Here is a 25,703-nt window from a genome sequence, read left to right as displayed (position 1 = left end):
GGTCTTCCGGCCGCCACCCTTTTACCAGTCATTCAAGACCCCGCACGCCATGAGAAAAATCGTCGCCACCTTCTTCGCCGCGTTCTCGCTGGCCTTCCTCGCGACCCTGCCGGCCCTGGCCCAGAGCACGCAAGCCACGCCCGCGCGCCAGGCGGCGCCCAGCCCCGCCATGAAAGTAGCCGTGCGGCGCATGCTCGACGCGATGCAGTTCCCGCAACTGACGCGCAGCATCTTCGACCAGATGCTGCAATCGGTGCCCGCCATGATCCGCCAGTCGGCGCAGCAGCAAATCAACACCAACCCGAAACTGGACGAGCAGCGCAAGGCGCGCGCGCTGGCCAGCGCCGAGGAAGAAATCCCCCTGGCCATCGCCACCCTGACGCAGGTACTGGCCGACCCGACCCTGATCGACGAGCTGGGCGACGAAATGGTGCCCCTGTACGCGCGCTTTTACACGGTGCAGGAAGTCGAGCAGCTGACGGCCTTCTACAAGACGCCGCTGGGCCGCAAGATGCTGGCCACCATGCCGCAACTGTCCGCCGAATCGATGGCCATCAGCCAGCGCGTGCTGATCCCCCGCGTGAATGCCGTGCTTGACCAGGTCATGCGGGCGGCCACGCAGTCGCCCCAATAAGATTTTCATTTTTGCCAAGGATCGTATCGTGACCCATATCTACAATTTTTCAGCCGGCCCCGCCGTCCTGCCCAAGGAGGTGCTGGCGCAAGCGGCCGCCGAGATGCAGGACTGGCATGGCAGTGGCATGTCGGTGATGGAAATGAGCCACCGTGGTCCCGAATTCATCTCCATTTACAAGCAGGCCGTGGCCGATCTGCGCGAACTGCTGGCCGTGCCCGATAACTACAAGATCCTGTTCCTGCAGGGCGGTGGCCTGGGCGAAAACGCCATCATCCCGATGAACCTGGCGGGCCTGGCCGCGCAGCAGCCGGCCACCGTCGACTTCGTGCATACGGGTTCGTGGTCGGGCAAGTCGATCCAGGAAGCGGCCAAGTACGCTAACGTCAACGTGGCCGCGTCGTCCAAGGCCGCCCATTTCGCGGGCGTGCCGCCCGTCTCCGAATGGAAGCTGACGCCAGGCGCCGCCTACCTGCACATCTGCACCAATGAAACCATCGACGGCGTGGAATTCCAGCAGGCGCCGAACGTGCCGGCAGGGACCACCATCGTGGCCGACATGTCCTCGCACATCCTGTCGCGCGTGATCGACGTGTCGCAATATGGCGTCATTTTCGGCGGCGCGCAGAAAAATATCGGCCCGGCCGGCCTGACCCTGGTCATCGTGCGCGAAGACTTGCTGGGCAAGGCGCTGCCGATCTGCCCGTCCGCTTTCGACTGGACCGTCGTGGCCGAACATGAGTCGATGTACAACACGCCGCCCACCTACGGCATCTATATTGCCGGCCTGGTTTTCCAGTGGCTCAAACGCCAGGGTGGCGTTGCGGCCATGGAACAGCGTAATATTGAGAAAGCGGCTCTGCTGTACGCAGCGCTCGATGCGGACGACTTCTACCAGAACCGGGTCGAGCCCGCATACCGCTCGCGCATGACCATCCCGTTCTATCTGCGCGATGAAAGTCTGAACGACGCATTCCTGGCTGGCGCCAAGCAGCGCGGCCTGCTGCAACTGAAGGGCCACAAGTCCGTCGGCGGCATGCGTGCATCGATCTATAACGCGATGCCGATCGAAGGCGTGCAAGCCTTAGTCAATTATTTGAACGAGTTTGCCGGACGCTAGAATGCCTGCCAAAAAGTCCAGGGCGTTGTTGCATTGCCTTGTCGTACATTCGTACTGCCAGCGGCAACGCGCCTAGCCCTGATCATTTTGTCCGGCATTCTCATGAGCAAGCGCGCCGGCCCGCCGCCGGCGCAGGCCGTGCGGCCATGATTGAAGTACAGCTGACGAAACAAACCACCATGACCGATAAATTGAAACCGCTGCGCGAACAGATCGATGCGATCGACGCGCAAATCCTCGAACTGCTGAACCGCCGCGCGCAAATCGCCCAGGAAGTAGGCCACGTGAAGGCCGAAACGCAGGCGCCCGTGTTCCGTCCCGAGCGCGAAGCGCAGGTGCTGCGCGGCGTGGCCGAGCGCAATCCCGGCCCCATGGGCGACCGCGAAGTGCAGACCATCTTCCGTGAAATCATGTCGTCCTGCCGCTCGCTGGAAAAGCGCGTGACCGTGGCGTATCTGGGCCCGGCCGGCACCTTCAGCGAACAGGCCGTGTATCAGCAGTTCGGCAGCGCCGTCGAAGGCTTGCCGTGCGCGTCCATCGACGAGGTATTCCGTTCCGCCGAGGCGGGCACGGCGGACTTCGGCGTCGTGCCGATCGAGAATTCCTCGGAAGGCGCCGTCAACCGCACGCTGGACATGATGCTGCAGACTAGCCTCATCATCAGCGGCGAAGTGGCGATCGCCGTGCACCACAGCCTGATGACGAAGAGCGGCAATATGGAGGGCGTTACGTCCATCTGCGCCCATTCCCAGGCGCTGGCGCAGTGCCAGGTGTGGCTGAACCAGAATTATCCGCACGTGGCGCGCCACGCCGTGGCCTCGAACGCCGAGGCGGCCCGCATGGCCGGCGAAGATGGCACGGTGGCGGCGATTGCCAGCGAACTGGCCGGTGCGCAGTACAAGCTGGGCGTGGTCAAGGGCCATATCCAGGACGACCCGCACAACCGCACGCGCTTTGCCGTCGTGGGCACCTTGCAGACGGCGCCGTCGGGCAAGGACCAGACCTCGCTGGTATTGGCCGTGCCGAACAAGGCGGGCGCCGTGTACCAGTTGCTGGCGCCATTGGCCAAGCACGGCGTGTCGATGACGCGCTTCGAGTCGCGCCCGGCGCGCATGGGCAGCTGGGAGTATTATTTCTATGTCGACGTGGAGGGCCACGTGCATGACGCCGCCGTCGCCCAGGCGCTGGGCGAGCTGCAGAGCAATGCGGCGTTTTTCAAGGTGCTGGGGTCGTATCCGGTCAGTCTGTGACTTCGATTGATGCCTGTGGTGGTGTCGGATTACGCTGCGCTAATCCGGCCTACCCGACATACGGTAAGCTGTAGCTTGGGTTAGCGCAGCGTAACCCAGCAAACCACCTCCATTGACTGCCATTCATTCACCAACTTTTAAAGAACACCATGTCTAAAAATATCGGTCCAGAATACGTCCGCGCCATCGCCCCTTACCAGAGCGGCAAACCGATCGCGGAAGTCGCGCGCGAATTCGGCCTCGACGAGGCAGCCATCGTCAAGCTGGCATCGAATGAAAACCCGTACGGCATGCCGGAGTCGGCGAAGCAGGCGATGATCGCCGCCATCGATGACCTGGGCCGCTATCCGGACGCCAACGGCTTCGACTTGAAAGCCGTGCTGTCCAAGCGCTACGACGTGCCTGCCGACTGGATCACCCTGGGCAATGGCAGCAACGACATCCTGGAAATCGCCGCGCACGCGTTCGTGCAGCATGGCCAATCCGTCGTGTATTCGCAGTATTCGTTCGCCGTGTACGCGCTGGCCACACAAGGCCTGGGCGCGCGTCACATCGTCGTGCCCGCGCAAGCCTACGGCCATGACCTGGACGCGATGGCGGCGGCGATTGCCGACGACACGCGTCTGGTCTTCATCGCCAACCCGAACAACCCGACCGGCACCTTCCTGACGGCCGCGCAGCTGGAAGCGTTCCTGCAAAAAGTGCCGGCGCATGTCGTCGTCGTGCTGGATGAAGCGTACAACGAATTCCTGTCGGCCGACGACCAGTACGAGTCGACGGCGTGGGTGCGCCAGTATCCGAACCTGGTGGTGTCGCGCACCCTGTCGAAGGCCTACGGCCTGGCCGGCCTGCGCATCGGCTTTGCCATCGCCCAGCCCGTGCTGACGGACCTGATGAACCGCATCCGCCAGCCGTTCAACGTCAACTCGCTGGCGCAGGCCGCCGCGATTGCCGCCCTGAACGACAAGGCCTTCCTCGAGCAAAGCGCGCGCAACAACGCGGCCGGCTACCAGCAGTTCACGGAAGCGTTTGCGCAATTGGGCCTGGAATACGTGCCATCGCACGGCAACTTCGTGCTGGTGAAGGTGGGTGACGACGATGAAGCGGGCGCGCGCGTGAACCTGGCGCTGCTCAAGCAAGGGGTGATCGTGCGTCCCGTCGGCAGCTACGGCTTGCCGCAATGGCTGCGCATTTCCATCGGCCTGCCGCAGGAAAACGCCATCTTCATCGCCGCGCTGACGAAAGCGCTGGCCTGACGATATGACGACGCCTGCACTGAACAAGGTAGTGATCTTTGGCGTAGGCCTGATCGGGGGCTCGTTCGCGCGCGCCCTGAAACACGCGGGCGCGGTTCAAACCGTGGTCGGCATGGGCCGCTCGCCGGCCTCGATGGCGCGCGCGCTCGAGCTGGGCATCATCGACGCCATCGGCTGCGACATGGCGCAAGCCTTGCATGGCGCCGACCTGGTGCTGCTGGCCGCGCCCGTGGCGCAGACGGGCGCTATTTTGACGTCCATCGCGCCGCATCTGCAGCCGGGCACCATCGTGACCGATGCGGGCAGCACGAAGAGCGACGTGGTGGCGGCCGCGCGCGCGGCGCTCGGTGGCAAGGTGGGGCAATTCGTGCCCGGCCACCCGATCGCGGGGCGCGAGACGAATGGTCCTGATGCCGCCATCATCGACCTGTATCAAGGCAAGAAAGTGGTGCTCACGCCGCTGGCGGAAAACGCCGCGGACGACGTGGAACGGGTGGCGGCCGCGTGGCGCGCCTGCGGCGCCATCCTGCACACCTTGAGCCCCGAAGAACATGACAAGGTGTTTGCCGCCGTCAGCCATCTGCCGCATCTGCTGGCCTTTGCGCTGGTCGACGACATCGCCAACAAACCGCACGCGGGCCTGCTGTTCCAATACGCGGCCAGCGGCTTTCGCGACTTTACGCGCATCGCCGGTTCATCGCCGGAAATGTGGCGCGACATCAGCCTGGCCAACCAGCCGGCGCTGCTGCACGAACTGGACGCCTACCTGGCGCAGTTGACGACTTTGCGCGCCCACCTGGCCGCGAACGACGGCGCCGCCATCGAGGGTGTGTACGCGAACGCCCAGCACGCGCGGCAGCAATGGATCGAGGCGATTGAAACGGCGGAAGTACCGGCCGCGCCCACACGATAAATACTCAAGGATTCCAGCATGACCCAGACCAAGCACTACCCCCACCATATCGATTTGAAGCCGGTGATGCATGCCGAAGGCACGGTGCGCCTGCCCGGCTCGAAAAGCATTTCCAACCGCGTGCTGCTGCTGGCCGCGCTGGCCAAGGGCACGACGAAGATTATCGACCTGCTCGCCTCCGACGACACCTTCGTCATGCTGACGGCCTTGACGTCGCTGGGCGTCAAATGGACGCAGGATGAATTGACGGGCGACCCGGCCACAGCCCACCAGGTGCACCACGTGGAAGGCTGCGGCGGCGTGTTCCCGCACCATGAGGCGGACCTGTTCATGGGCAACGCCGGCACGGCCATCCGTCCGCTGACGGCGGCGCTGGCCGTCATCGGCGGCGATTACACGCTGCACGGCGTATCGCGCATGCACGAGCGGCCGATCGGCGACCTGGTCGACGCGCTGAACGCCGTCGGCACGCAGATCGAATACACGGGCGAGCAGGGCTTCCCGCCGCTGCGCATCCGCCGCGGCCACATCCACGCGCAGCGCATCGCCGTGCGCGGCAACGTGTCGAGCCAATTCTTGACGGCCTTGCTGATGGTGGCGCCGCTGATGGCGCGCGACCATGCTGTCACCATCGACGTGACGGGCGAGCTGATTTCGAAGCCGTACATCGAGATCACCCTGAACCTGATGCGCCGTTTCGGCGTGACGGTCGAGCATGACGGCTGGCAGTCGTTCACCGTGCAGCCGGGCCAGCAATACCAGAGCCCGGGCACGATCCACGTGGAGGGCGACGCTTCGTCGGCTTCGTATTTCCTGGCGGCCGGCGCCATCGGCGGCGGTCCCGTGCGCGTGGAAGGCGTTGGGCGCGACAGCATCCAGGGCGACGTGCGCTTCGTCGAAGCCTTGCAGCAGATGGGCGCGATCATCACCATGGGCGAGAACTGGATCGAAGCGCGTTCAAACGGCGTGCTGAAAGCCGTCGACATGGATTTCAACCACATTCCCGACGCGGCCATGACGATCGCCGTGGCCGCCCTGTACGCGGACGGCACCAGCACTTTGCGCAATATCGCCAGCTGGCGGGTGAAGGAAACGGACCGCCTGGCCGCCATGGCCACGGAGTTGCGCAAACTCGGTGCCGAAGTGGAAGAGGGCGCGGACTACCTGCGCGTGACGCCGCCGGCCGAAATCCAGGCTGCCACCATCGACACGTATGACGACCACCGCATGGCCATGTGCTTTTCGCTGGCCTCGCTCGATGGCGCCGCGCGCCGCGGCAACGAGATGCGCATCAACGACCCGAAATGCGTGGCCAAGACCTTCCCCGAGTATTTCGCCGCGTTTGCGGGGATTGCCAAAGACAGTCTTATTTAACCGAAGGCAAATTTGGGGTCAGACCCGTCGGGTCTGACCCCAGCTCTTGTTTTTGGGTTTAGTTTTTTTAAAGTGACAAAATAATGCCGACCTCCCACATCCCAGTCATCGCCATCGACGGCCCCACCGCTTCCGGCAAGGGCACGGTGGCGCACCGCGTGGCCGACAAGCTGGGCTTTCATTACCTGGACTCGGGCGCGCTGTACCGCCTGACGGCCTTGAGCGCGCTGCGCCGCGGCACGGACTTGCGCGACGAGCACGCGCTGGCCAAGCTGGCCGAACACTTGCCTTGTCACTTTGCCAATGGCGAGATCCTGCTGGCGCAGGAAAACGTCACCGAGCAGATCCGTGCCGAAGAAGTGGGCAATACGGCGTCGAAGATTGCCGTGTTGCCAACGGTGCGCCAGGCCCTGGTCAGCTTGCAGCTGGGCTTTCGCAAGACGCCGGGCCTGGTGGCCGACGGGCGCGACATGGGCACGGTGATCTTCCCGCACGCCCAGTTGAAGGTGTTCCTGACGGCCAGCGTCGAGGCGCGCGCGCAACGGCGCTACAAGCAATTGATAGACAAGGGTTTTTCTGCTAATATGGAAGACCTTCTGATGGATTTGCAGGCGCGGGACGAACGTGATACTCACCGTGCGATTGCGCCGCTGGTCCCTGCGGAAGGGGCGCATGTCCTCGATACGTCGGAAATGACGGCAGATGTTGCCGTCGAAACCGTGTTGAAATGGTATGCCGCTGCAGCAAAATAGCGTGTTGTTGTGCTATGTGGTGCCCGTTGACGGCTCCTGGCCTGTCCGGGTGTGTCAAAAACCTAACCCAGTTTAAGTCGCATCGTGCGATCTCTGCTGGATAACCTGTGTGAACCCTATGTCTACTGTTACAACTAACGAATCTACCGGTATGGAAAGTTTTGCTGCGCTCTTCGAGGAATCGTTGTCGCGTCAAGATATGCGCTCCGGCGAAGTTATTTCCGCTGAAGTCGTGCGCCTCGACCACAATTTCGTGATCGTGAACGCTGGCCTCAAATCCGAAGCATTCATCCCTGTCGAAGAATTCAAGAACGACCACGGCGAACTGGAAGTCAAAGTTGGTGACTTCGTTTCCGTGGCGATCGAATCGCTGGAAAACGGTTTCGGCGATACCATCCTGTCGCGCGATAAAGCCAAGCGTCTGGCTTCGTGGCTGGCTCTGGAAAAAGCGATGGAATCGGGCGAAATCGTCGTCGGTACCGTCAATGGTAAAGTCAAAGGCGGTCTGACCGTGTTGACCAACGGCATCCGCGCATTCCTGCCGGGCTCGCTGGTTGATACCCGTCCTGTCAAAGACACGACCCCATTCGAAGGCAAAACCCTCGAATTCAAAGTGATCAAGCTGGATCGCAAGCGTAACAACGTGGTTCTGTCCCGCCGCGCCGTCATCGAAGCTTCGATGGGCGAAGAGCGTCAGAAACTGATGGAAACGCTGAAAGAAGGCACGGTCGTGACCGGCGTCGTCAAAAATATCACCGACTACGGCGCGTTCGTGGATCTGGGCGGTATCGATGGCCTGCTGCACATCACCGACCTGGCATGGCGCCGTGTACGTCACCCGTCGGAAGTACTGACGGTTGGCCAGGAAATCACCGCCAAAGTCCTGAAATACGATCAAGAGAAAAACCGTGTTTCGCTGGGCGTGAAACAACTGGGCGACGATCCTTGGACCGGTCTGTCCCGTCGTTACCCACAAAGCACCCGTCTGTTCGGTAAAGTAACGAACCTGACCGACTACGGCGCGTTCGTTGAAGTGGAACAGGGTATCGAAGGTCTGGTACACGTTTCCGAAATGGACTGGACGAACAAAAACGTTGCTCCTAACAAAGTTGTCCAACTGGGCGACGAAGTAGAAGTGATGGTTCTGGAAATCGACGAAGAGCGTCGTCGTATCTCGCTGGGTATGAAACAGTGCAAAGCCAACCCTTGGGATGACTTTGGCGTTACCCACAAGAAGGGCGATAAAGTCCGCGGCGCGATCAAATCGATCACCGACTTCGGCGTGTTCATCGGCCTGGCCGGCAACATCGACGGTCTGGTGCACCTGTCCGACCTGTCCTGGACCGAAACCGGCGAAGAAGCCGTGCGTCGCTTCAAGAAAGGTGACGAACTGGAAGCCATCGTTCTGGCCATCGACGTTGAGCGCGAGCGCGTTTCCCTGGGCGTCAAGCAACTGGAAGGTGACCCATTCAACAACTTCGCAGCCATGAACGACAAAGGCTCGCTGGTAACCGGTACCGTTAAATCGGTTGAGCCTAAAGGCGCCGTGATCCAACTGTCCGAAGAAGTTGAAGGCTACCTGCGCGCTTCCGAAATCTCGCGCGACCGCGTTGAAGATGCTGGTACGCACCTGAAAGTCGGCGACACCGTTGAAGCAATGGTGCTGAACATCGACCGCAAAGCCCGTGGTATCCAACTGTCGATCAAAGCGAAAGACAACGTTGAAACCCAGGAAGCAATGCAGAAGATGGCAGCTACCGACAACAACGCAGCTTCGGGCACCACCAGCCTGGGCGCCTTGTTGAAAGCTAAGTTCGATAACAAGAACTAAGACTTCGCGGATACTGGCAGATGACAAAGTCCGAGCTGATCAACCGCCTCGCTGAGCGTTATTCTCAGCTGGTGGCGAAAGATGCGGAGTATGCCGTCAAGACCATTCTCGATGCGATGACCAACGCCCTGGCGACCGGTCAGCGTATCGAGATCCGCGGTTTTGGCAGTTTTGCCCTGAACAGCAGGCCCCCGCGCATCGGCCGCAACCCGAAATCCGGCGACAAGGTGATGGTTCCCGAAAAACGGGTACCCCACTTCAAGCCGGGCAAACAGTTGCGCGAGCGCGTGGACGCGATGGTCGGGCAACCGATTATCGAGGATTAATCGTCTGCTGGAAGGCGGAAAATAAAGAGCGGCGTCCTTGGATGCCGCTTTTTTTTGTTAATATGCTGTAGAGCACTGCTTAAACCTACTGCGCGGCGCGCTTTGCGGCCGGCGATGCTCACCGTACTTCAGTACGGTTGCGCTTCTCGGCCACAAATCACTGCCGCTCGCTACGGTTTGATCAGCACTCTACGTTTGCGCCATTTGCCATTTGCCATGTCGCACTGGTATTTTTTTGTTCACTCTGGACCTATCGATGAAAATCATCTCCACCATCGTTGGCTGTGTTCTTTTCGTCCTGTTCTTCAGTTTTGCGCTGAAGAATGCGCAGGTTGTCGACCTGCATGTTTTCCTCAATTATGAAATTCGCGGCCCCCTGGTCCTGATGCTGCTGGGCTTTTTTGTCGCTGGCGCGAGCCTGGGCGTACTGGCCCTGACGCCGACCGTGTTCCGTCACCGCCGCGAAGCGACCAAGCAAAAAACCACCATTGCCGCGCTGCAGACCGTTGGCGTGGCCAGCAATGTCCAGCCGCAACCGGACAGCGTGAGCGCGCAGTAAGCGCCGCCGTCGCTCCTATCTCTCTTACTCGAATAAAAACAATCGCATGGATTTTGAACTCTGGTGGCTATTGGGTATCCCGATGTTTTTCGCGCTGGGCTGGATCGCCGCGCGCGTGGACATTCATCAACTGGTGTCCGAATCGCGCAGCCTGCCGCGCAATTATTTCAAGGGCTTGAATTTCCTGCTCAACGAGCAGCATGACAAGGCCATCGACGCCTTCATCGAAGTCGTCAAGCTGGACCCGGAATCGGCCGATATGCACTTCGCGCTGGGCAATCTGTTCCGCCGCCGCGGCGAAACGGAGCGCGCGATTCGCGTGCACCAGAACTTACTGGCGCGCCCGGACTTGCCGCTGGAACAGCAGGGCCACGCCGCCTACGAGCTGGGCATGGATTACCTGAAGGCGGGCTTGCTGGACCGTGCCGAAGAAACCTTCAACAGCCTGATCGACACGCAATATGCGGCCCAGGCGCGCCGCGCGCTGCTGGAAATCTACCAGCGCGAAAAGGAATGGCCACGTGCCATCGAAGCGGCCGTGGGCTTGCAGGAATCGGGCGCCGGTGCGCGCCAGAAAGAAATCGCCCAGTTCTATTGCGAACTGGCGCATGACGCCCTCGTGCACATGAAGCCGGACGACGCCATGCCGCTGCTGGAAAAAGCCCTGCAGACGGACCGCAAGAGCGTGCGCGCCACCATCCTGACGGGCGACGTGCTGCTGGCGCGCGGCGACGTGGAAGGCGCGCTGACCACCTGGCGCCGCGTGGAGCAGCAAAGCGTGCCGCACGTGGCCCTGGTGGCGCAGCGCCTGATGGATGGCTATACCAAGCTGGGCCGTCCACAGGAAGGCGTCAACCTGCTGCGTTCCTACCTGGAAGAAGCGTCGTCGATCGACCTGATCGAAGTCGTCTTCAAGGCCGTCATCGAGCTCGACGGCGTGGAAGCGGCGAAGCAGCTGGTCAGCGCCGAGCTGCGCCGCACGCCGACCCTGCTGGGCCTCGATAAACTGCTGGAAGCGCGCATGATGGATGCGCCGGCCGCGATCTGGTCCGAGCTGTCGATGGTGAAAAACCTCGTGCACGGCTACACGCAGAAGCTGGCCCGCTACCAGTGCAGCCACTGCGGCTTCAAGGCGCGCCAGTTCTACTGGCACTGCCCTGGCTGCAACAAGTGGGAGACTTACCCACCACGCCGCACCGAAGAACTCAATGTCATGAACTGATTCGTACACGTCACCTTGCCCTGAGCAATGTGGCGTGTACTTCTATGTAAGACCTGCTTTTTATCCATACGGTACATCCATGAAAATCACTATTATCGGCACCGGCTATGTTGGCCTCGTGACCGGCGCCTGCCTGGCGGAGCTGGGCAACGACGTCTTTTGCCTCGACCTGGACGCACAGAAGGTCGCCTTGCTCAACAGTGGCGGCATTCCCATCCATGAACCGGGCCTGGAAGAAGTCGTGGCGCGCAACCGCGCCGCCGGGCGCATGACCTTTTCCACCGACATTGAAGCGGCAGCCGCGCACGGCGTGATGCAATTCATCGCCGTCGGCACGCCGCCCGACGAAGACGGCTCGGCCGACCTGCAATACGTGCTGGCCGCCGCGCGCGGCATCGGCAAGTACATGACGGACTTCAAGGTCATCGTCGACAAGTCCACCGTGCCCGTCGGTACGGCCGAAAAAGTACGCGCCGCCATCCAGGGCGAACTCGATGCGCGCGGCGTGGCCGCCACGTTCTCGGTCGCGTCGAACCCGGAATTCCTCAAGGAAGGCGCGGCCGTCGAAGACTTCATGCGCCCCGACCGCATCGTCATCGGCGTTGACGCCACGCCGGAAGGCGAGCGCGCGCGCGAATTGCTGAAAAGCCTGTACGCGCCGTTCAACCGCAACCACGAACGCACTTACTGGATGGACGTGCGCTCGGCCGAATTCACGAAGTATGCGGCCAACGCCATGCTGGCCACGCGCATCTCGTTCATGAATGAACTGGCGAACCTGGCTGACAAGGTCGGCGTCGACATCGAAGCCGTGCGCCACGGCATCGGCTCCGACCCGCGCATCGGCTACAGCTTCCTGTACGCCGGTTGCGGCTATGGCGGTTCGTGCTTCCCGAAAGACGTGCAGGCGCTCGAGCGCACGGCGCGCGGCCACGGCCAGGAATTGCTGATCCTGCGCGCCGTCGAAGCCGTCAACGACCAGCAGAAGCAGGTGCTGGGACGCAAAGTGGTTACTCGCTTCGGCGAAGATCTGACGGGCCGGCATTTCGCCGTGTGGGGACTGGCCTTCAAGCCGAATACGGACGACATGCGCGAAGCGTCGGCCCGCGTGCTGCTGGCCGACTTGCTGGCGCGCGGCGCCACCGTGGCCGTATACGACCCCGTCGCCATGGCCGAAGCGCGCCGCGTGCTGCAACTGGACTTGACGCCGGAGCAATTGGCCAAGGTGCGCTTTGCCGACAGTTCGAAAGATGCGCTGAAGGACGCCGATGCGCTGGTCATCGTGACCGAATGGAAAGCCTTCCGCAGCCCCGACTTCGAGCAGGTCAAGGCGCGCCTGAAGCAGGCCGTGATCTTTGACGGACGCAATCTGTTCGAGCCGGCCGTCATGGCCGAGAACGGCATCGAATACCACGGGATCGGTCGCTCGATCCTGACGCGCGCATGAGCGCCCAAGAGGTGGTCGCCTTGACGGCGCCGGCCGCATTGGCCCAGGTACGCCTGCTGGTGGTGGGCGATGTGATGCTGGACCGCTACTGGTTCGGCGACGTCAGCCGTATTTCGCCGGAAGCGCCCGTGCCCATCGTGCGCATCGAGAAGCGCGAAGAGCGCCTGGGCGGTGCTGCCAACGTGGCGCGCAACGCGGCCGCGCTGGGAGCGAAGACGAGCTTGCTGGGCGTGGTCGGCGACGACGAGGCCGGCAGCCAGGTCGAACGCCTGCTCGAGGGCGGCGGCATCCACAGCTATCTGCAGCGCGATGCGGCCATTTCCACCATCATCAAGCTGCGCGTGATCGGCCGCCAGCAGCAGATGCTGCGCATCGATTTCGAGGATGCGCCCAGCGATACGGTGCTGCGCGACAAGCTGGCGCAGTTCAATGCCCTCTTGCCGCACTACGACGTGGTGATCCTGTCGGACTACGCCAAGGGCAGCCTGGTGAACGTGGCCGAGATGATCAAGGCGGCCCGTGCCGCCGGCAAGATCGTCATGGTCGACCCGAAAGGCGATGATTTCAGCCGCTATACGGGAGCGTCAGTGCTCACTCCGAATAAATCGGAACTGCGCCGCGTGATCGGCAACTGGAGCACGGAAGAGCAACTCACGGAACGCGCGCAGCAGATGCGCGCGCAGCTGGGCCTGGACGCCTTGCTGCTGACCCGTTCCGAAGAAGGCATGAGCTTGTACACGGCCGATGAGGTGCTGCACATGCCCACCGATGCGCGCGAAGTGTTCGACGTCTCGGGCGCCGGCGACACGGTGATCGCCACCATGGCGGCCATGCTGGGCGCCGGCATGGGCCTGGGCGAGGCCGTACGCACGGCCAACCGGGCTGGCGGCATCGTCGTCGGCAAGCTGGGCACGGCCACCGTCACCCGCGACGAGCTGTTCCCGCAGTAACTATGCCGCTGTATTCCGCATCTCACCTGCGCCAGTCTGTTTGATCTGGCGCAGGTTTTCCCGTCCTTCCGCTGTCCCGTCTTGTCAACCGTATCACGCCACAGCCGTTAAAGCCGTTAAGGCGCTGCTCTTCCCTTGCGTTCGAGTCAACTTGAAACCACACCACGGAGAGATACCCATGTTCAAAAAAATACTGCTGGCCATCGCCACCTTGATTGCGACGATGGGCTTTGCCTTTGCCCAGGTCGATGTCAACAAGGCGGACCAGGCGGCACTCGACAGCGTCAAGGGCATCGGCCCCGTCACATCGAAAGCCATCATCGATGAACGTGCCAAGGGCGGCGCCTTCAAGGATTGGGCCGATTTTGAAACCCGCGTGAAGGGCATCGGCCCGAAAAGTTCCGTGAAACTGTCGGAAGCGGGCTTGCAAGTGAATGGCCAGTCCATGTCCGGCGCGCCAGCGGCGCCCGCTCCGGCGCCGAAAGCTGCCGCAGCTAAAAAGGAAGCTGCTGTGAAGGAAGTTGCAGCGAAAGAAGCCGCAGCGAAGCCAGCTGCTGCGACCGACACCGCTGCGGCGCCAGCCAAGACAGCCGCTGAAACGAAGAAAGAAGCTGCTGCCGCGAAGAAAGAAGCCAAGGCCGCCGCTGCCGCCGCGAAAAAAGAAGCAGCCGCCGCCAAGGTCGTCCCTGCCGCCGCCACTGCGCCAGCCGCCGCCGATGCCGCCCCCGTGAAAACGGCTGCCGAAACGAAGAAGGAAGCGGCCGCCGCGAAGAAGGCGGCTACTGCAGCGAAAAAAGAAGCCAAGGCTGCGGAAGCGGCTGCGAAGAAGGAAGCCAAGCTGGCTGCGGCCGATGCGAAGAAGGCCGAAGCCGAGAAAAAGTAAGCGTGTTGCTGTAAGGCGTGCTGCGTGGTGGTGCCGCGCAGCACGAGAAGAAAACCCCGCGTGGTACCGGCCGCGCGGGGTTTTTTTTATGCGGCTACAGCTGCGACTCGATCGGCAGCCAGCGCATCACCGACACCAGCGTGCGGCGCCAGAAGCCCGTTTCCGGGTCCTGCGTCCACACTTTGGCGGGTACTTCGGTGGCATCGGACCAGCGCAGGGCGCCGTTGTCGAGGAATAAACGGTAGCTGGTGTCGCTCGCGGTCGAGTGCAAAAACAGTGTGCGCATGTCCGCCGCCAGCGCGGCATCGTCGAACAGCACGCCCATTTCCGTGTTCAGCTGGGCCGAGCGCGGGTCGAGGTTGAAGGAGCCGACGAAGCCCCGCTGGCCATCGACCACCACGGCCTTGGTATGCAGGCTGGCGCGGCTCGAGCCCATCAGGCTGATGCGCTTGCGGTGCTGGGTCTTCAATTCAAACAGGTCGACGCCGCCGCCCAGCAGCATCTGGCGGTAGCGCGCATAGCCCGCATGGACGAGGGCCACGTCGGTGGCGGCCAGTGAGTTGGTCAGCACCTGGACATTGACGCCGGCGGCGACCTTGCCGGCCAGGGTCTGCGTCAGTTCCGTGCCGGGCACGAAGTATGGCGAGGTCAGCAGCGCTTCCTCGCGTGCGTCCGTCAGCAGGGGCAGCAAGCTGTGCATCAGCCAGTGCTCGCTGCGCTGCAAGCTGGCCACGGGTGCGGCTTTTTCCGGCGGGTCGGACAATACTTGCACTTGGGTACTCCAGTGCAGGCGCACGCGGCCATCGAGGTGGGCCTGCAGCTGGCCCGCATCGGTCAGCTGGCGCAGGTAGGGTGAGGCGCCCAGTTCGCCCGTGAGCGCGTCGAGGCGGGTGCGCACAGCCTGCAGTTCAGCCGCGCCCGCGTCCTTGCCAGCGTGCAAGGCGCCGATGGGGATGACGGCGCGGCTGTTCCAGAAGCGGTCGAAGATGTCGCTCGTCTGCCGCACGGCGGGCCCCACCAGCAGCAAGTCGGCATCCTGGAAATTGACTTGCTCGGCCGCATCGAAGTATTCGTCGCCGATATTGCGCCCGCCGACGAGGGCGACCCTGCCGTCGACGATCCAGGCCTTGTTGTGCATGCGCCGGTTCAGGCTGACGGCGCGCAAGGCCATTTCCACGGCGCGCATCCAGATGCCGTCGCGGTTGCGGCCCGGATTGAAGATGCGCACATCGATCAGCGGGTGGCTGTCGAGCGCGAGGATGGCCGCGTCCTGGCCCCGTGCGTTGATATCGTCGAGCAATACGCGCACGCGCACGCCGCGGTCGGCCGCGCGCAGCAGTTCGCGCACCAGCAGGCGTCCCGTGACGTCGTTATGCCAGATGTAGTATTGCAGGTCGAGACTGCGGCCCGCTTCGCGCGCGCTCAGGGCGCGCAGGGCGAACGCTTCCAGATTGTCGTCGATCAGGGCCGTGCCGCTGTGGTCCGGGCGCTGCGCCAGCTGCGGCGCCAGCACGCGGTCGAGCAGGGTGGCATCGATCGCCACGGGCAAGGCCGTGCCCGGCGCCCCCAGCGAGCGTTCGGCGAAGCGTCCGTAGCTGTACAGGGCGGCGATGCTGAGCACGGCAAACAAGGTGGCCAGCAGCAGCAGTTTGACGAGCATGCGGCGCACCGTCAGCGGACCGCGCGCAGGCTGAGGCTGCGGCTTGCGGGGTGATGGGTGGTCAGGCGCATGCGGTGTCTTTCGTGAGCGGGGCAACAGCCGATTGTAGCAGTTTCTATAATGCACGATTTTCGTCCAGGAACATCCTTGCCCGTCGTCAAAAATGCGAGAATGGCCAGCTCAATCAATCATCGGGGGATGCACGCATGGGACGGATTTTGACGGCAATGACGGCAGCAATGCTGTCGGCGGGCGCGGCGGCGGCGCCGGGCGCCGAACCGGCGCAGCAGCAGATCAGGCAGGTGGTGGCCGACATTTCGCCACAGCGCATCGAGGCGCATGTGCGCAAGCTCGTGGGTTTCCAGACGCGCCACACGATGTCCTATACCGTGTCCGACACGCGCGGCATTGGCGCGGCCCGGCGCTGGATCAAGGCCGAGCTGGAGCGCTGTGGCGCGCAGGCGGGCGGACGGTTGCAGGTGGCGTTCGACAGCCATATCGCGCCCGTGTCGAAACGCATTGCGCGGCCGACGGACATCGTCAACGTGGTGGCGACCTTGCCCGGCACTCAGCCGCAGTCGGCCGGGCGCATCTATGTCGTCAGTGGCCATTACGATTCGCGCGCCACCGACGTGATGGATGCGCAGGGCGACGCGCCCGGCGCCAACGATGACGCGTCCGGTACGGCGGCCGTGATCGAGACGGCTTGCGCCATGGCGCGCTACCAGTTCGACGCCACCATCGTCTTCATGGCCGTGGCGGCCGAGGAACAGGGACTATTGGGTTCCGGCCATTGGGCGCAGCAGGCAAAATTGAAAAATCTCAATATCGCCGGCATGCTCAATAACGACATCATCGGCAGTTCGCGCGCGGAAGACGGCACGGTCGATGGCGGCCAGGTGCGCCTGTTTGCCGAAGGCATCCCGGCCGTGAAGGAGATGAGCGACGGCGTGCGCGCCCTGGTGGCGACGGGCGGCGAAAACGATTCGATTTCGCGCCAGCTGGCGCGCCATGTGAAACAGGTGGGCGAGCGCTATGTGCCCGGCTTTACGGTCAACGTCATCCAGCGCGCCGACCGCTACCTGCGCGGCGGCGACCATATGCCTTTCCTCGCGCAAGGGTACGCGGCGCTGCGTTTCACGGAACCGCACGAAGATTTTGCCCATCAGCACCAGGATGTACGCGTGGAAAACGGCGTGCAGTACGGCGACTTGCCGCAATTCGTCGACTATGACTACGTGGCGAAAGTGGCGCGCGTGAATGCGGCGGCGCTCGCGTCGCTGGCCTTGGCGCCGGCCGCGCCCGCCGGCGTGCAGGTGCGGACGGCCCAGCTGGAAAACGCCACCTCACTGGTCTGGCAGCCGAATACGGAACCGGACCTGGCCGGTTACCGCATCGTCTGGCGCGCCACGACGGCGGACCAGTGGCAGGGCGCGCAGGACGTGGGCAATGTCACCGAGGCCAGGGTGAAGCTGTCGAAAGACAACTATTTCTTTGGCGTCCAGGCCATCGACCGCGACGGCAATGTCAGCGTGGCCACGTATCCCATGCCCTTGCGTTAAGCGCTGTTGACGGGCAGGCGCGCAAGAAAGCCGTGAATCTGGGAAACGACGGCAGCGCCTTCGCCGACGGCGGCGGCCACGCGCTTGGTGGAGCCGGCCCGCACGTCGCCGATGGCAAATACGCCGGGCACGCTCGTTTCCAGCGCGGCCCGGTCGGGCAAGTCTGGCGGATAGATTGCGTGGCCGTGGGCGCGGCATTCGGCGCGCGTGACATCGAAGCCCGTGCGGATAAAGCCCTGTTCGTCGACGGCCACGGCGCAGTCGTGCAGCCAGTCCGTGTTCGGGTCGGCGCCGACGAAAAGAAACACGCGGCGCACGGCGCAATCGGCTTCCTCGCCCGTGCGGTTGTTGCGCCAGCGCACCTCCGTCAAGCCATCGTCGTCGCCTTCGAGGGCGATGATTTCCGTGTGCGTGTGCAAGGTGATGTTGGGCGTGGCGGCGATGCGCTCGATCAGGTAGCTCGACATGCTGGCCGCCAGGCCTTCGCCGCGGATCACCATGTGGACCTTGGCGGCGTGGCCGGATAAAAACACAGCCGCCTGGCCGGCCGAATTGCCGCCGCCAACGAGGATGATCTCTTCCTGCCGGCACAGCTTGGCTTCGATGGGCGAAGCCCAGTAATACACGCCCCGCCCTTCATACGTTTTCAGGTTGGCCAGCGATGGGCGGCGATAGCGCGCGCCGCACGACAGCACGACCGTGCGGGCGCGTACCTGCGTGCCGTCGCACAGATTGACGCGCAGCGGCCAGGTGTCGCACAGCAAGTTGGCGGCGCTGGCCGGCGTGGCGATCTCGACGCCGAATTTTTGCGCCTGCACATAGGCGCGTCCCGCCAGCGCGCGGCCGGAGATGCCGGTGGGAAAACCCAGGTAATTTTCAATGCGCGCGCTGGCGCCTGCCTGGCCGCCGTACGCGCGTTGCTCGAGCGCCAGGACCGATAGCCCTTCGGACGCCGCATACACGGCCGTGGCCAGGCCGGCGGGTCCGGCGCCCACCACCAGCACGTCGAAAATCTTGTCGCCGGACAAATCGGGCAGCATGCCCAGGCAGCGTCCCAGTTCCGCATTGCTGGGATTCTTCATGATCTTGCCGTCAGGGCAGACGACCAGCGGCCATTCCTGCGGCGTGGGCTGGTAGCGTTCGGCCAGCGCGGCGGCGGCCGCATCCGTGGCTGGATCGAGCACCGTGTGCGGGTGGCCATTGCTCGATAAGAAACTTTGCAGGTGGAACAGATTGCCATTGCCGCGCGGTCCCACCAGCACGGGGCCGCCTGAATTCGATTCGATCAGCGCGACGCGGCGCAGGATCAGGGCGCGCACGATGCGTTCGCCCATTTCCGCCTCGGCCACGATCAACGCGCGCAGCGATTCCGAACTGATGTCGAGCAATTCCACGGCGCCGACGGCGCTGCCGTTGACGAGGGTGGGGCGGCCCGACAATTGCGCCACCTCGGCAATAAAGTGACCAACGCCCACTTCGCGCAGCACGGACGCCTGTCCCATCACTTCATGGCGCTTGATGCTGACCCGTCCGGACAGTATCACCAGCATGCCGAAGCTGCTGCTACCCGCCTCGAACAGCGTCTCGCCATCGGCAAAGTGATGGCGCGTGCCATAGCGCTGCAAGCGCTGCAGTTCGGGCGCATTGAAGACGGGCGAGATCTGGTGGCTGCGGCCGTGCAAGTCGAGCGTGGCGAACTGGACGGGATCGTCCTGCGTCGTTTCGGGAATGAATTCAGGTGTGCTGCTGGCCATGGCGAGTCCGTTCGGAGGCTGAATAAGCAAATAACAAAAATAACTAACAGTGACGAGTCTAGCGCATGCGGCGCGCGCCTGCCGCAATACCCCTTGCGCACGCCCGGAAATGGCAGCGCGGCAGGCGCCATGCGGCCAGTGGCGGCGTAGCCGGACGCACAAACGGGCCCGGCGGCTGCCGCCGATCAGCGATACGCCGTCCAGCATCTCATATTAGAATGGGTCTTTGTTGAATCTACTCAAACAGACACGATGGCTTACAAGACACTTGAAGATACGATAGGCAATACCCCGCTGGTGCAGCTGACGCGCTTGCCGGGTGCCGATGCGCTTGCGCGCAACAACGTCATCCTGGGCAAGCTGGAGGGCAATAATCCGGCCGGCTCCGTGAAGGACCGCGCGGCCATGTCCATGCTCAAGCGCGCTGAAGAGCGCGGCGTCATCAAGCCGGGCGACACCCTGATCGAGGCGACCAGCGGCAATACGGGCATCGCGCTGGCCATGGCCGCCGCCTTGCGCGGCTACAAGATGCTGCTCCTGATGCCCGATAACCTGAGCGTGGAGCGCCGCCAGAGCATGGCCGCCTACGGCGCCGACATTTTATTGACGCCGAAGACGGGCGGCATGGAATATGCGCGCGACCTGGCCGAACAGATGCAGAAGGATGGCCGCGGCGTGATCCTTGACCAGTTCGCCAACGAAGACAATTCGCGCGCCCACTATGAAAGCACGGGCCCGGAAATCTGGCGCGATACGGAAGGTCGCGTCACGCACTTCGTCAGCGCCATGGGCACGACGGGCACCATCATGGGCGTGTCGCGCTATTTGAAGGAACAGAATCCCGCCATCCAGATCATCGGCGCCCAGCCTGAGGAAGGTTCGCAGATTCCCGGCATCCGCAAGTGGCCGGAAGCGTACTTGCCGAAAATCTACGACAAGTCGCGCGTGGACCAGGTGGAATACGTGAGCCAGGGCGTGGCCGAGCGCATGGCGCGCAGCCTGGCGGCGGAAGAGGGCTTGTTCTGCGGCATCTCGGCCGCCGGCGCGTGCGAAATCGCGCTGCGCATTTCACAGACGGTGGAAAATGCGACCATCGTGTTTGTCGTGTGCGACCGCGGCGACCGCTATCTCTCGACCGGCGTGTTTCCTGCCTGATAGTTAATACGGGAAATATATCGGCCAGAACGGCCTGAGAACTGCTGGAAATACCCCCTCCCCATGGCGGGGAGGGAAAACCTGCAAAACTGGCAGGATCAGCCTTGTGGCGTTTCGCCTTCTTTTGGCTTGAATTGCTTGTCGCTGATACGGAATTTGTTACGACGGTCACCCATCAGGTAACGCAGGTCGCGGATGCTCAGGTCGCTGACTTCGTGCATGCGGATCAGCAGCGATGCGCCGACCGGCAGGCGGTGGTGGCGGATTTTACTGATGACCGGTGGCGCCACTTCCAGCGCGCGGGACAAGGCTGCGTCGTTTTTCAGGCGCAGGTTTTCGATCAGGGTATCGAGCAGTCTGTTTGGGTTGTACTGAAGCAGATCGTCGGAGTCCGAATCGCTGTTCATATCAATGCCGACTTGGTTTGTCATGATGTTATTGTTCCTTCTGTAGTTGCACTGCAAAGTAAAAAACACTCGGAGCTCGCTCTTGCTGCGTTCATGTTCATTCTTTACTAAAAGGAACGAATTCACACACGGTACGATCCGGGATACAGTTTTTCATGATATATACACAATTGTACAACAGGATTCAATTTCAGGCGGGAAAGCCCAATAATCTTGCTTGGTACAGAACCGGCGTTGTCTAGCTGCAACACCTATTTATTCTTTATTATGCTCTATGATAGAACAAAAATTGTACTTTGACAAAAGTTAAGTATAAAACCATTACTGCATTCCGTGCCGCACAAAGGCTGGCGAGCGAGGCTGGCACATGTTATCGGGCCTACCATAGACCTGTTTGCTGGTCGATTCAATATCCCTTACGCTTTCTTACAAGTAATATTATAACTTTACACTGACTTTCGGTTAGCGTGCGCGCACTTGACTGATGGCTTTGCCCAAGTCGATCACTGACATGGCATAAAAATAACTTCTGTTGTACTGAGTTATAGCAAAGAAGTTATTGGTTGCCAAGTGATACTCAGTTGCTTCTGAACCATTTTGCAAGTCGATCAAGCCGAACAGCATGTTCTGGGGCGTGGACGGGGCGGCACTCACGCTGGCTTCCTGCAATTCCCCCAGCCGGTACTTCGCTTGCAAGCCCTGGCCAATGAACTTTTCCCACGCGCGGCTGGCCGAAACGGTGACGGGATAGGTGCTGATGGCTGGATCATCGCGGCGCCAGCCGTGCTCGACGAGGAAGTGCGCGACGCTGCCGATGGCGTCGGATGTGGAATTGCGCAGGTCGATGTGGCTATCGCCATCGAAATCCACCGCATATTTCATGATGCTGCTAGGCATGAACTGGGGCAAGCCGATGGCGCCCGCATACGAGCCGAGCAGGGTCAGGGGATCGATGCCATCCTTGCGCGCGTACAGCAGCGCGTTTTCCAGCTCTCCCTTGAAAAATTCCATGCGCGCGGCGCGGGTCGGGCTTTCCGGATAGGAAAACGCGAGGGTCGTCAGCGCATCGAGCACGCGGAAACGGCCCGTGTTGCGTCCGTACACGGTTTCCACGCCGATGATGCCGACGATGATCTCGGCCGGCACGCCATATTCGCGTTCGGCGCGTGCCAGCGCTTCCGCGTTCTCTTCCCAGAATTTCACGCCCGCATTGATGCGCACCGGTTCGATGAAGCGGGAGCTGTACGCTTGCCAGTTCTTCGGCTTGCCGGGCGGCGCGGGCTTCATCAGTTGCACGGTTGACTCGACATAGCGCACCTTGCCGATCAGGGTATCGAGTTCGGCGCGGTCAAAGCCGTGTTTGGCGGACATGTCGTCGAGAAAGGCGCGTACTTCCTTCCAGTTGGCATAGTCGACAAATTCGCCTTCGAAGTCGAATTTCGCCGGTGCCTTTTTGGCTGCTGCCTTGGCGGGCGGCGCTTTGGCCGCGCGCACGGCACGGGCGCGGTCGGCAGCGGAAATATTGCTGTTTTCGCCAGCGTGCGCGGTGGCCAGGCACAGGGGAAGGGAGAGGAGCAGGGACAGGGCGGGGTATTTGATCGGTAACAAGGAGCGTCTCATCGGCATTGGGTTAACAGGCGGCGCAAGTGGCGCCGCGCGCGGAGTTGTTCGTCTGGGCTGGCATTACCATACTTCATCGCGGCATAGATTGCCAGAAACTGTGCGATGGCGGCATGCATCTCGGGTGTAGTCTTGCCCGCGGCCAACCGGGCAGCATAACCGTGCGGGCCTTCGTGCGGCGCACGGCTGTACCCGCGCCGCGCCTGTAAATGGCAAAACTGCGCATACAGGGCGTCAAGCGGATCGCCTTGCCGCGCGTGCCGCCACCAGACCAGTGCGCCCGCCACGGCGGACAGCAGGGCCAGCACGGCGCACGCGAGCGCCAGCTTTTTCGCCGGCACGTTTTTCAAGCCATTGAGCATGGTGCGCTGGCGCTGCGGCGTGGTGTCGAGCACCCAGCTGCTCCAGGCGTGCTCGGCCTGCTGCCATTGCTGGCGCCACGCGGCAACCGCCCCTTGCGCGCCGCCATCGAGGCCGGCCAAGGCGCGCCACGCCGTCAGCGGCGACGGGGCCGGCGGCAGGGCGGCGTCGAGGTTGCGCTGCGTGCGCAGGGGGGCGACGGCGCTTGTCGGGTCGACGCGCACCCAGCCCCGGCCCGCCAGCCACACTTCGCTCCACGCATGGGCGTCGGACTGGCGCACCGTCAAGCTGTTGTCCGTACCGTTGCGCACGCCGCCTTGGTAACCGGTGACGACGCGCGCGGGTATGCCCATGGCGCGCATCAGCACGACAAAGCTGCCCGCGTAATGTTCGCAAAAGCCCGTCTGCGTGCCAAACAGGAAGTCGTCGACGCCCTGCTTGCCCAGCAGCGGCGGCTGCAGGGTGTAGCGGAACGGCGCGCGGCGGAAGTGCCCGAGAACGGCGGCGATCGCGCCGGCGGGCGGCAGCGCCCGCGCGCCGCTGCCGCGCAATGCGCGGGCCCAGGCCACGCTGCGCGGGTTGCTGCCAGCGGGCAAGGCCAGCCATGGCTGCTGCTGTTCTGGCGACAGGTTTGCCTGCAGCCGGTAGCGCGGCTGGGAACTGACGCGGTAACGCACGGTCGAAGTAATAGGCTGTATGGTCAGCACTTCCAGCGCGGACGACACGACGTACGGATTGCCGGGCAAGCGTTCGATGCTGCGCGGCACGTCGAGCGCGAAGATGCGCCGCTGGCCGCTTGCTTGCAGGGTGACTTCGTAGTGGCTGGGCTGGCCTTCCAGCGCGATATCTATCCGGCTGTCGCTGGCAGGCGCGCGGCCCTTTGCGCCCCGGCGCGTCCAGGTGGCGCCGTCGAAGTCGCCCAGCACTACGCCGCGCCAATACAGCTGGTCTTGCGGCGGGAGCGGTGTGGAAAAACGGGCCGTGAAGACGGGTTCGCTTGACAGGGCCAGCGAGGCGATGGCGCCCGGCTGCATGCTGTCGGACAAGCCCGTACGTGCCTGCGCGCCTTCCGGTGCCGTTCCCCACAGGGGGCCGTCCGCGCGCGGCAGGGCAAGAAACATCACGGCCGACAGGGGGATGGCCAGCGCCAGCATGCGTCCCAGCAAATTTAACCGTTGCGCCAGGCGGGGCTGCACGGCGCCGTACTGGGCAGACAACAGGCCGGCCAGCAGGACGATGACGGTGGCCAGCATCCAGGCGGCGCTGAGGATGCCTTGCGCATGGAAGAAATTTGCCAGCAGGAGGAAAAAACTGAGGAAAACAAAGACGAAGATGTCGCGCCGGCCATGCATTTCCAGCGATTTCAAGGCCAGCAGCAAGGCCAGCATGGCCACGCCGGGATCGCGTCCCAGCACGGTGCCATAGCTGGCGTAGACGCCGGCGATACCGAGCAAGGCCAGCGGCGCGAGCAGGGCCAGCCGCGGCTGGCGCTTGCCCCGCACGGTGATGACGGCGCGCCACAGCAGAAGGGCTGCTGCGGCGGCCGACAGCCACGGAGGCAGGTGCAGCGCGTGCGGCGCCAGCACCATGGCGGCGGCCAGCAACAGCAGCACGATGTCGGCCTTGTCGCGCGGCAAGTTGCTCAGCCAGGCTTTCATGGCGTCGCCTGAGCTGGCGGAAAATCGTGCCGCCAATCGTGCGGCGAACCGTGTGGCGAACCGTGCAGGGCCAGCGCGCGCAGGCAGGTGTCGCGGTGGCTGGCGCCCAGGGCCGACGCGACAGTCAGCGTGTCCAGGCGCAAGCCATATGGCAGGCCTGTGCGTTCCGCCTGCAGCACCCAGGCGGCCAGGCGCGACAAACGCGCTTCCGGCGCCAGCGCGTGCAGGGAAGCGTGCTCGAGCATGATGCTGCCATGGGCTGCGCCTGCGGGAGAGTCGGCGGCAGGCTGGAATTGCTTGCTGAATACATGCTCGCCATCATGGCGGGCGATCTGGCGCCAGGCCAGGCGGTGCAAGGGGTCGCCGGGCTGGTAGGCGCGCACGCCTGCCAGTTCCAGGGCGCCATCTTGCGTACGTGGCTGCCGTGCCTGCTGTAGCGTGCCGGCAGGCAAGGGCAGCGGCGGCGCATTGTGTTCGGGCTGCGGATACACGAGCACGCGCGCCTCTGGCTGCCAGTGGCACCAGGCAAGGAACAGACCGAGCGGAAAACTGCCGGACAGGCGCACGGGCGGGGCAATCAGCCATCCCCGTTGCTGCGCGGCCACGACGATGTTGACGGCCGTTTCCCCGTGGGCGGCGATGTCGGCCAGGCTGGGCGCTGCCGCCGAATCGCGGATGGCCACGTGGATGGCATGGCGCGGGCGCGCGCTGCGGTTGATCAGGCGCAAGGTGAACGTGGCCTGGCTGCCCGCGAACACGGGGCTGCCCGGCGTGGCGGCCAGGGCCAGGCCCGCCAAATTGCGGCTGGCAAACAGCATGTCGGCGATGGCGCAGGAGGCCGAGAAATACGTGAGCGCATAGCCCAGGCCCAGGCGGTAATTGACGGCGGCGATCCACAGCGCCAGCAGCAGCGCGGCAAACGCCAGGCCCGCGCCCGAGGGACGGATGTGCACGCGCTGCGCGCCCAGCCAGGGGCGCGCCGGAAGCCATTGGATAGTGCGCCAGCGCAT

Annotated in this window: 22 protein-coding genes; 16 read left to right on the top strand and 6 right to left on the bottom strand. The window is 63.2% G+C overall.

What is annotated here, in order from left to right; translation table 11 throughout:
- Nucleotides 1–49: 49 nt before the first annotated feature.
- From JAB6_RS18125 to JAB6_RS18060, 14 genes are all read left to right on the top strand, one after another.
- Complete coding sequence (locus tag JAB6_RS18125) at nucleotides 50–634, top strand: DUF2059 domain-containing protein (protein WP_070303970.1); 585 nt, start codon at nucleotides 50–52, stop codon at nucleotides 632–634.
- A 28-nt stretch (nucleotides 635–662) separates the two neighbouring features.
- Nucleotides 663–1,754 carry a 3-phosphoserine/phosphohydroxythreonine transaminase gene (gene serC, locus JAB6_RS18120; RefSeq protein ID WP_070303969.1) on the top strand — a complete coding sequence of 364 codons (1,092 nt, stop codon included), beginning with the start codon at nucleotides 663–665 and terminating at the stop codon, nucleotides 1,752–1,754.
- A 179-nt stretch (nucleotides 1,755–1,933) separates the two neighbouring features.
- On the top strand, nucleotides 1,934–3,004 hold the full coding sequence (gene pheA / locus JAB6_RS18115) for a prephenate dehydratase (protein ID WP_070303998.1): 1,071 nt from the start codon (nucleotides 1,934–1,936) through the stop codon (nucleotides 3,002–3,004).
- Nucleotides 3,005–3,153: 149 nt separating this feature from the next.
- A complete protein-coding gene (hisC, locus tag JAB6_RS18110) occupies nucleotides 3,154–4,260 on the top strand; it encodes a histidinol-phosphate transaminase (protein ID WP_034751805.1) in 1,107 nt (368 codons plus the stop codon).
- Between the two features lie 4 nt (nucleotides 4,261–4,264).
- Nucleotides 4,265–5,173 (top strand): prephenate dehydrogenase/arogenate dehydrogenase family protein, encoded by a 909-nt coding sequence (locus JAB6_RS18105; protein WP_070303968.1) that lies wholly within the window; start codon nucleotides 4,265–4,267, stop codon nucleotides 5,171–5,173.
- A gap of 18 nt (nucleotides 5,174–5,191) precedes the next feature.
- On the top strand, nucleotides 5,192–6,547 hold the full coding sequence (gene aroA / locus JAB6_RS18100; RefSeq protein ID WP_070303967.1) for a 3-phosphoshikimate 1-carboxyvinyltransferase: 1,356 nt from the start codon (nucleotides 5,192–5,194) through the stop codon (nucleotides 6,545–6,547).
- 83 nt (nucleotides 6,548–6,630) lie between these two features.
- A complete protein-coding gene (gene cmk / locus JAB6_RS18095; protein ID WP_046682679.1) occupies nucleotides 6,631–7,299 on the top strand; it encodes a (d)CMP kinase in 669 nt (222 codons plus the stop codon).
- A 118-nt stretch (nucleotides 7,300–7,417) separates the two neighbouring features.
- Nucleotides 7,418–9,130, top strand: coding sequence for a 30S ribosomal protein S1 (gene rpsA / locus JAB6_RS18090; protein WP_071650172.1), 1,713 nt, complete (start codon nucleotides 7,418–7,420; stop codon nucleotides 9,128–9,130).
- A gap of 20 nt (nucleotides 9,131–9,150) precedes the next feature.
- Nucleotides 9,151–9,456, top strand: coding sequence for an integration host factor subunit beta (locus tag JAB6_RS18085; RefSeq protein WP_008446215.1), 306 nt, complete (start codon nucleotides 9,151–9,153; stop codon nucleotides 9,454–9,456).
- Between the two features lie 256 nt (nucleotides 9,457–9,712).
- Nucleotides 9,713–10,015 (top strand): lipopolysaccharide assembly LapA domain-containing protein, encoded by a 303-nt coding sequence (locus tag JAB6_RS18080; protein WP_034751796.1) that lies wholly within the window; start codon nucleotides 9,713–9,715, stop codon nucleotides 10,013–10,015.
- A 46-nt stretch (nucleotides 10,016–10,061) separates the two neighbouring features.
- Entirely contained in the window at nucleotides 10,062–11,237 is a 1,176-nt protein-coding gene (lapB, locus tag JAB6_RS18075; RefSeq protein WP_034751794.1) for a lipopolysaccharide assembly protein LapB, read from the top strand.
- Nucleotides 11,238–11,316: 79 nt separating this feature from the next.
- Nucleotides 11,317–12,684 carry a UDP-glucose/GDP-mannose dehydrogenase family protein gene (locus JAB6_RS18070; RefSeq protein WP_070303966.1) on the top strand — a complete coding sequence of 456 codons (1,368 nt, stop codon included), beginning with the start codon at nucleotides 11,317–11,319 and terminating at the stop codon, nucleotides 12,682–12,684.
- Complete coding sequence (gene rfaE1 / locus JAB6_RS18065; protein ID WP_051991229.1) at nucleotides 12,681–13,634, top strand: D-glycero-beta-D-manno-heptose-7-phosphate kinase; 954 nt, start codon at nucleotides 12,681–12,683, stop codon at nucleotides 13,632–13,634. The genes JAB6_RS18070 and rfaE1 overlap by 4 nt, the downstream gene beginning before the upstream one ends.
- Nucleotides 13,635–13,812: 178 nt before the next feature.
- The gene (locus tag JAB6_RS18060; protein ID WP_070303965.1) at nucleotides 13,813–14,517 is read left to right on the top strand and encodes a helix-hairpin-helix domain-containing protein; all 705 of its coding nucleotides are present in this window, start codon (nucleotides 13,813–13,815) and stop codon (nucleotides 14,515–14,517) included.
- 94 nt (nucleotides 14,518–14,611) lie between these two features.
- Here the strand turns inward: JAB6_RS18060 and JAB6_RS18055 are convergent, their stop codons facing one another.
- Complete coding sequence (locus tag JAB6_RS18055) at nucleotides 14,612–16,177, bottom strand: phospholipase D family protein (RefSeq protein ID WP_070303964.1); 1,566 nt, start codon at nucleotides 16,175–16,177, stop codon at nucleotides 14,612–14,614.
- Between the two features lie 227 nt (nucleotides 16,178–16,404).
- On the opposite strand from JAB6_RS18055, the gene JAB6_RS18050 reads away from it, so the two are divergent.
- Complete coding sequence (locus JAB6_RS18050) at nucleotides 16,405–17,739, top strand: M20/M25/M40 family metallo-hydrolase (protein WP_254671677.1); 1,335 nt, start codon at nucleotides 16,405–16,407, stop codon at nucleotides 17,737–17,739.
- On the opposite strand, the gene JAB6_RS18045 is transcribed toward JAB6_RS18050, so the two are convergent.
- Nucleotides 17,736–19,493 (bottom strand): FAD-dependent oxidoreductase, encoded by a 1,758-nt coding sequence (locus JAB6_RS18045; protein WP_070303962.1) that lies wholly within the window; start codon nucleotides 19,491–19,493, stop codon nucleotides 17,736–17,738. The genes JAB6_RS18050 and JAB6_RS18045 overlap by 4 nt on opposite strands.
- Before the next feature lie 252 nt (nucleotides 19,494–19,745).
- Between JAB6_RS18045 and cysM the strand changes: the two genes are divergently transcribed.
- A complete protein-coding gene (gene cysM / locus JAB6_RS18040; RefSeq protein ID WP_034751785.1) occupies nucleotides 19,746–20,648 on the top strand; it encodes a cysteine synthase CysM in 903 nt (300 codons plus the stop codon).
- Between the two features lie 98 nt (nucleotides 20,649–20,746).
- Here cysM and JAB6_RS18035 read toward each other — a convergent pair whose 3' ends face one another.
- The 4 genes from JAB6_RS18035 to JAB6_RS18020 form a co-directional block, all read right to left on the bottom strand.
- On the bottom strand, nucleotides 20,747–21,079 hold the full coding sequence (locus JAB6_RS18035) for a hypothetical protein (RefSeq protein ID WP_034751784.1): 333 nt from the start codon (nucleotides 21,077–21,079) through the stop codon (nucleotides 20,747–20,749).
- Between the two features lie 438 nt (nucleotides 21,080–21,517).
- On the bottom strand, nucleotides 21,518–22,663 hold the full coding sequence (mltB, locus tag JAB6_RS18030; RefSeq protein WP_254671676.1) for a lytic murein transglycosylase B: 1,146 nt from the start codon (nucleotides 22,661–22,663) through the stop codon (nucleotides 21,518–21,520).
- Between the two features lie 8 nt (nucleotides 22,664–22,671).
- Nucleotides 22,672–24,693: a DUF3488 and transglutaminase-like domain-containing protein gene (locus JAB6_RS18025; RefSeq protein WP_070303960.1), complete on the bottom strand. Its 2,022-nt coding sequence runs from the start codon at nucleotides 24,691–24,693 to the stop codon at nucleotides 22,672–22,674.
- Nucleotides 24,690–25,703, bottom strand: coding sequence for a DUF58 domain-containing protein (locus JAB6_RS18020; RefSeq protein WP_070303959.1), 1,014 nt, complete (start codon nucleotides 25,701–25,703; stop codon nucleotides 24,690–24,692). The genes JAB6_RS18025 and JAB6_RS18020 overlap by 4 nt, the downstream gene beginning before the upstream one ends.

The sequence above is a fragment of the Janthinobacterium sp. HH104 genome (assembly GCF_001758715.1).
GTDB classification, from domain to species: Bacteria; Pseudomonadota; Gammaproteobacteria; order Burkholderiales; family Burkholderiaceae_D; genus Janthinobacterium; species Janthinobacterium aestuarii.
The sequence above is the reverse complement of the archived record's forward strand: the minus strand, read 5'-3'. Positions and strand labels throughout refer to the sequence as shown.

Coding starts and splice junctions, on each gene's coding strand:
- JAB6_RS18125 (WP_070303970.1), top strand. CDS start 50: ATGAGAAAAATCGTCGCCACCTTCTTCGCCGCGTTCTCGCTGGCCTTC.
- pheA (WP_070303998.1), top strand. CDS start 1,934: ATGACCGATAAATTGAAACCGCTGCGCGAACAGATCGATGCGATCGAC.
- hisC (WP_034751805.1), top strand. CDS start 3,154: ATGTCTAAAAATATCGGTCCAGAATACGTCCGCGCCATCGCCCCTTAC.
- JAB6_RS18105 (WP_070303968.1), top strand. CDS start 4,265: ATGACGACGCCTGCACTGAACAAGGTAGTGATCTTTGGCGTAGGCCTG.
- aroA (WP_070303967.1), top strand. CDS start 5,192: ATGACCCAGACCAAGCACTACCCCCACCATATCGATTTGAAGCCGGTG.
- cmk (WP_046682679.1), top strand. CDS start 6,631: ATGCCGACCTCCCACATCCCAGTCATCGCCATCGACGGCCCCACCGCT.
- rpsA (WP_071650172.1), top strand. CDS start 7,418: ATGTCTACTGTTACAACTAACGAATCTACCGGTATGGAAAGTTTTGCT.
- JAB6_RS18085 (WP_008446215.1), top strand. CDS start 9,151: ATGACAAAGTCCGAGCTGATCAACCGCCTCGCTGAGCGTTATTCTCAG.
- JAB6_RS18080 (WP_034751796.1), top strand. CDS start 9,713: ATGAAAATCATCTCCACCATCGTTGGCTGTGTTCTTTTCGTCCTGTTC.
- lapB (WP_034751794.1), top strand. CDS start 10,062: ATGGATTTTGAACTCTGGTGGCTATTGGGTATCCCGATGTTTTTCGCG.
- JAB6_RS18070 (WP_070303966.1), top strand. CDS start 11,317: ATGAAAATCACTATTATCGGCACCGGCTATGTTGGCCTCGTGACCGGC.
- rfaE1 (WP_051991229.1), top strand. CDS start 12,681: ATGAGCGCCCAAGAGGTGGTCGCCTTGACGGCGCCGGCCGCATTGGCC.
- JAB6_RS18060 (WP_070303965.1), top strand. CDS start 13,813: ATGTTCAAAAAAATACTGCTGGCCATCGCCACCTTGATTGCGACGATG.
- JAB6_RS18055 (WP_070303964.1), bottom strand. CDS start 16,177: ATGCTCGTCAAACTGCTGCTGCTGGCCACCTTGTTTGCCGTGCTCAGC.
- JAB6_RS18050 (WP_254671677.1), top strand. CDS start 16,405: ATGACGGCAGCAATGCTGTCGGCGGGCGCGGCGGCGGCGCCGGGCGCC.
- JAB6_RS18045 (WP_070303962.1), bottom strand. CDS start 19,493: ATGGCCAGCAGCACACCTGAATTCATTCCCGAAACGACGCAGGACGAT.
- cysM (WP_034751785.1), top strand. CDS start 19,746: ATGGCTTACAAGACACTTGAAGATACGATAGGCAATACCCCGCTGGTG.
- JAB6_RS18035 (WP_034751784.1), bottom strand. CDS start 21,079: ATGACAAACCAAGTCGGCATTGATATGAACAGCGATTCGGACTCCGAC.
- JAB6_RS18025 (WP_070303960.1), bottom strand. CDS start 24,693: ATGAAAGCCTGGCTGAGCAACTTGCCGCGCGACAAGGCCGACATCGTG.
- JAB6_RS18020 (WP_070303959.1), bottom strand. CDS start 25,703: ATGCGCTGGCGCACTATCCAATGGCTTCCGGCGCGCCCCTGGCTGGGC.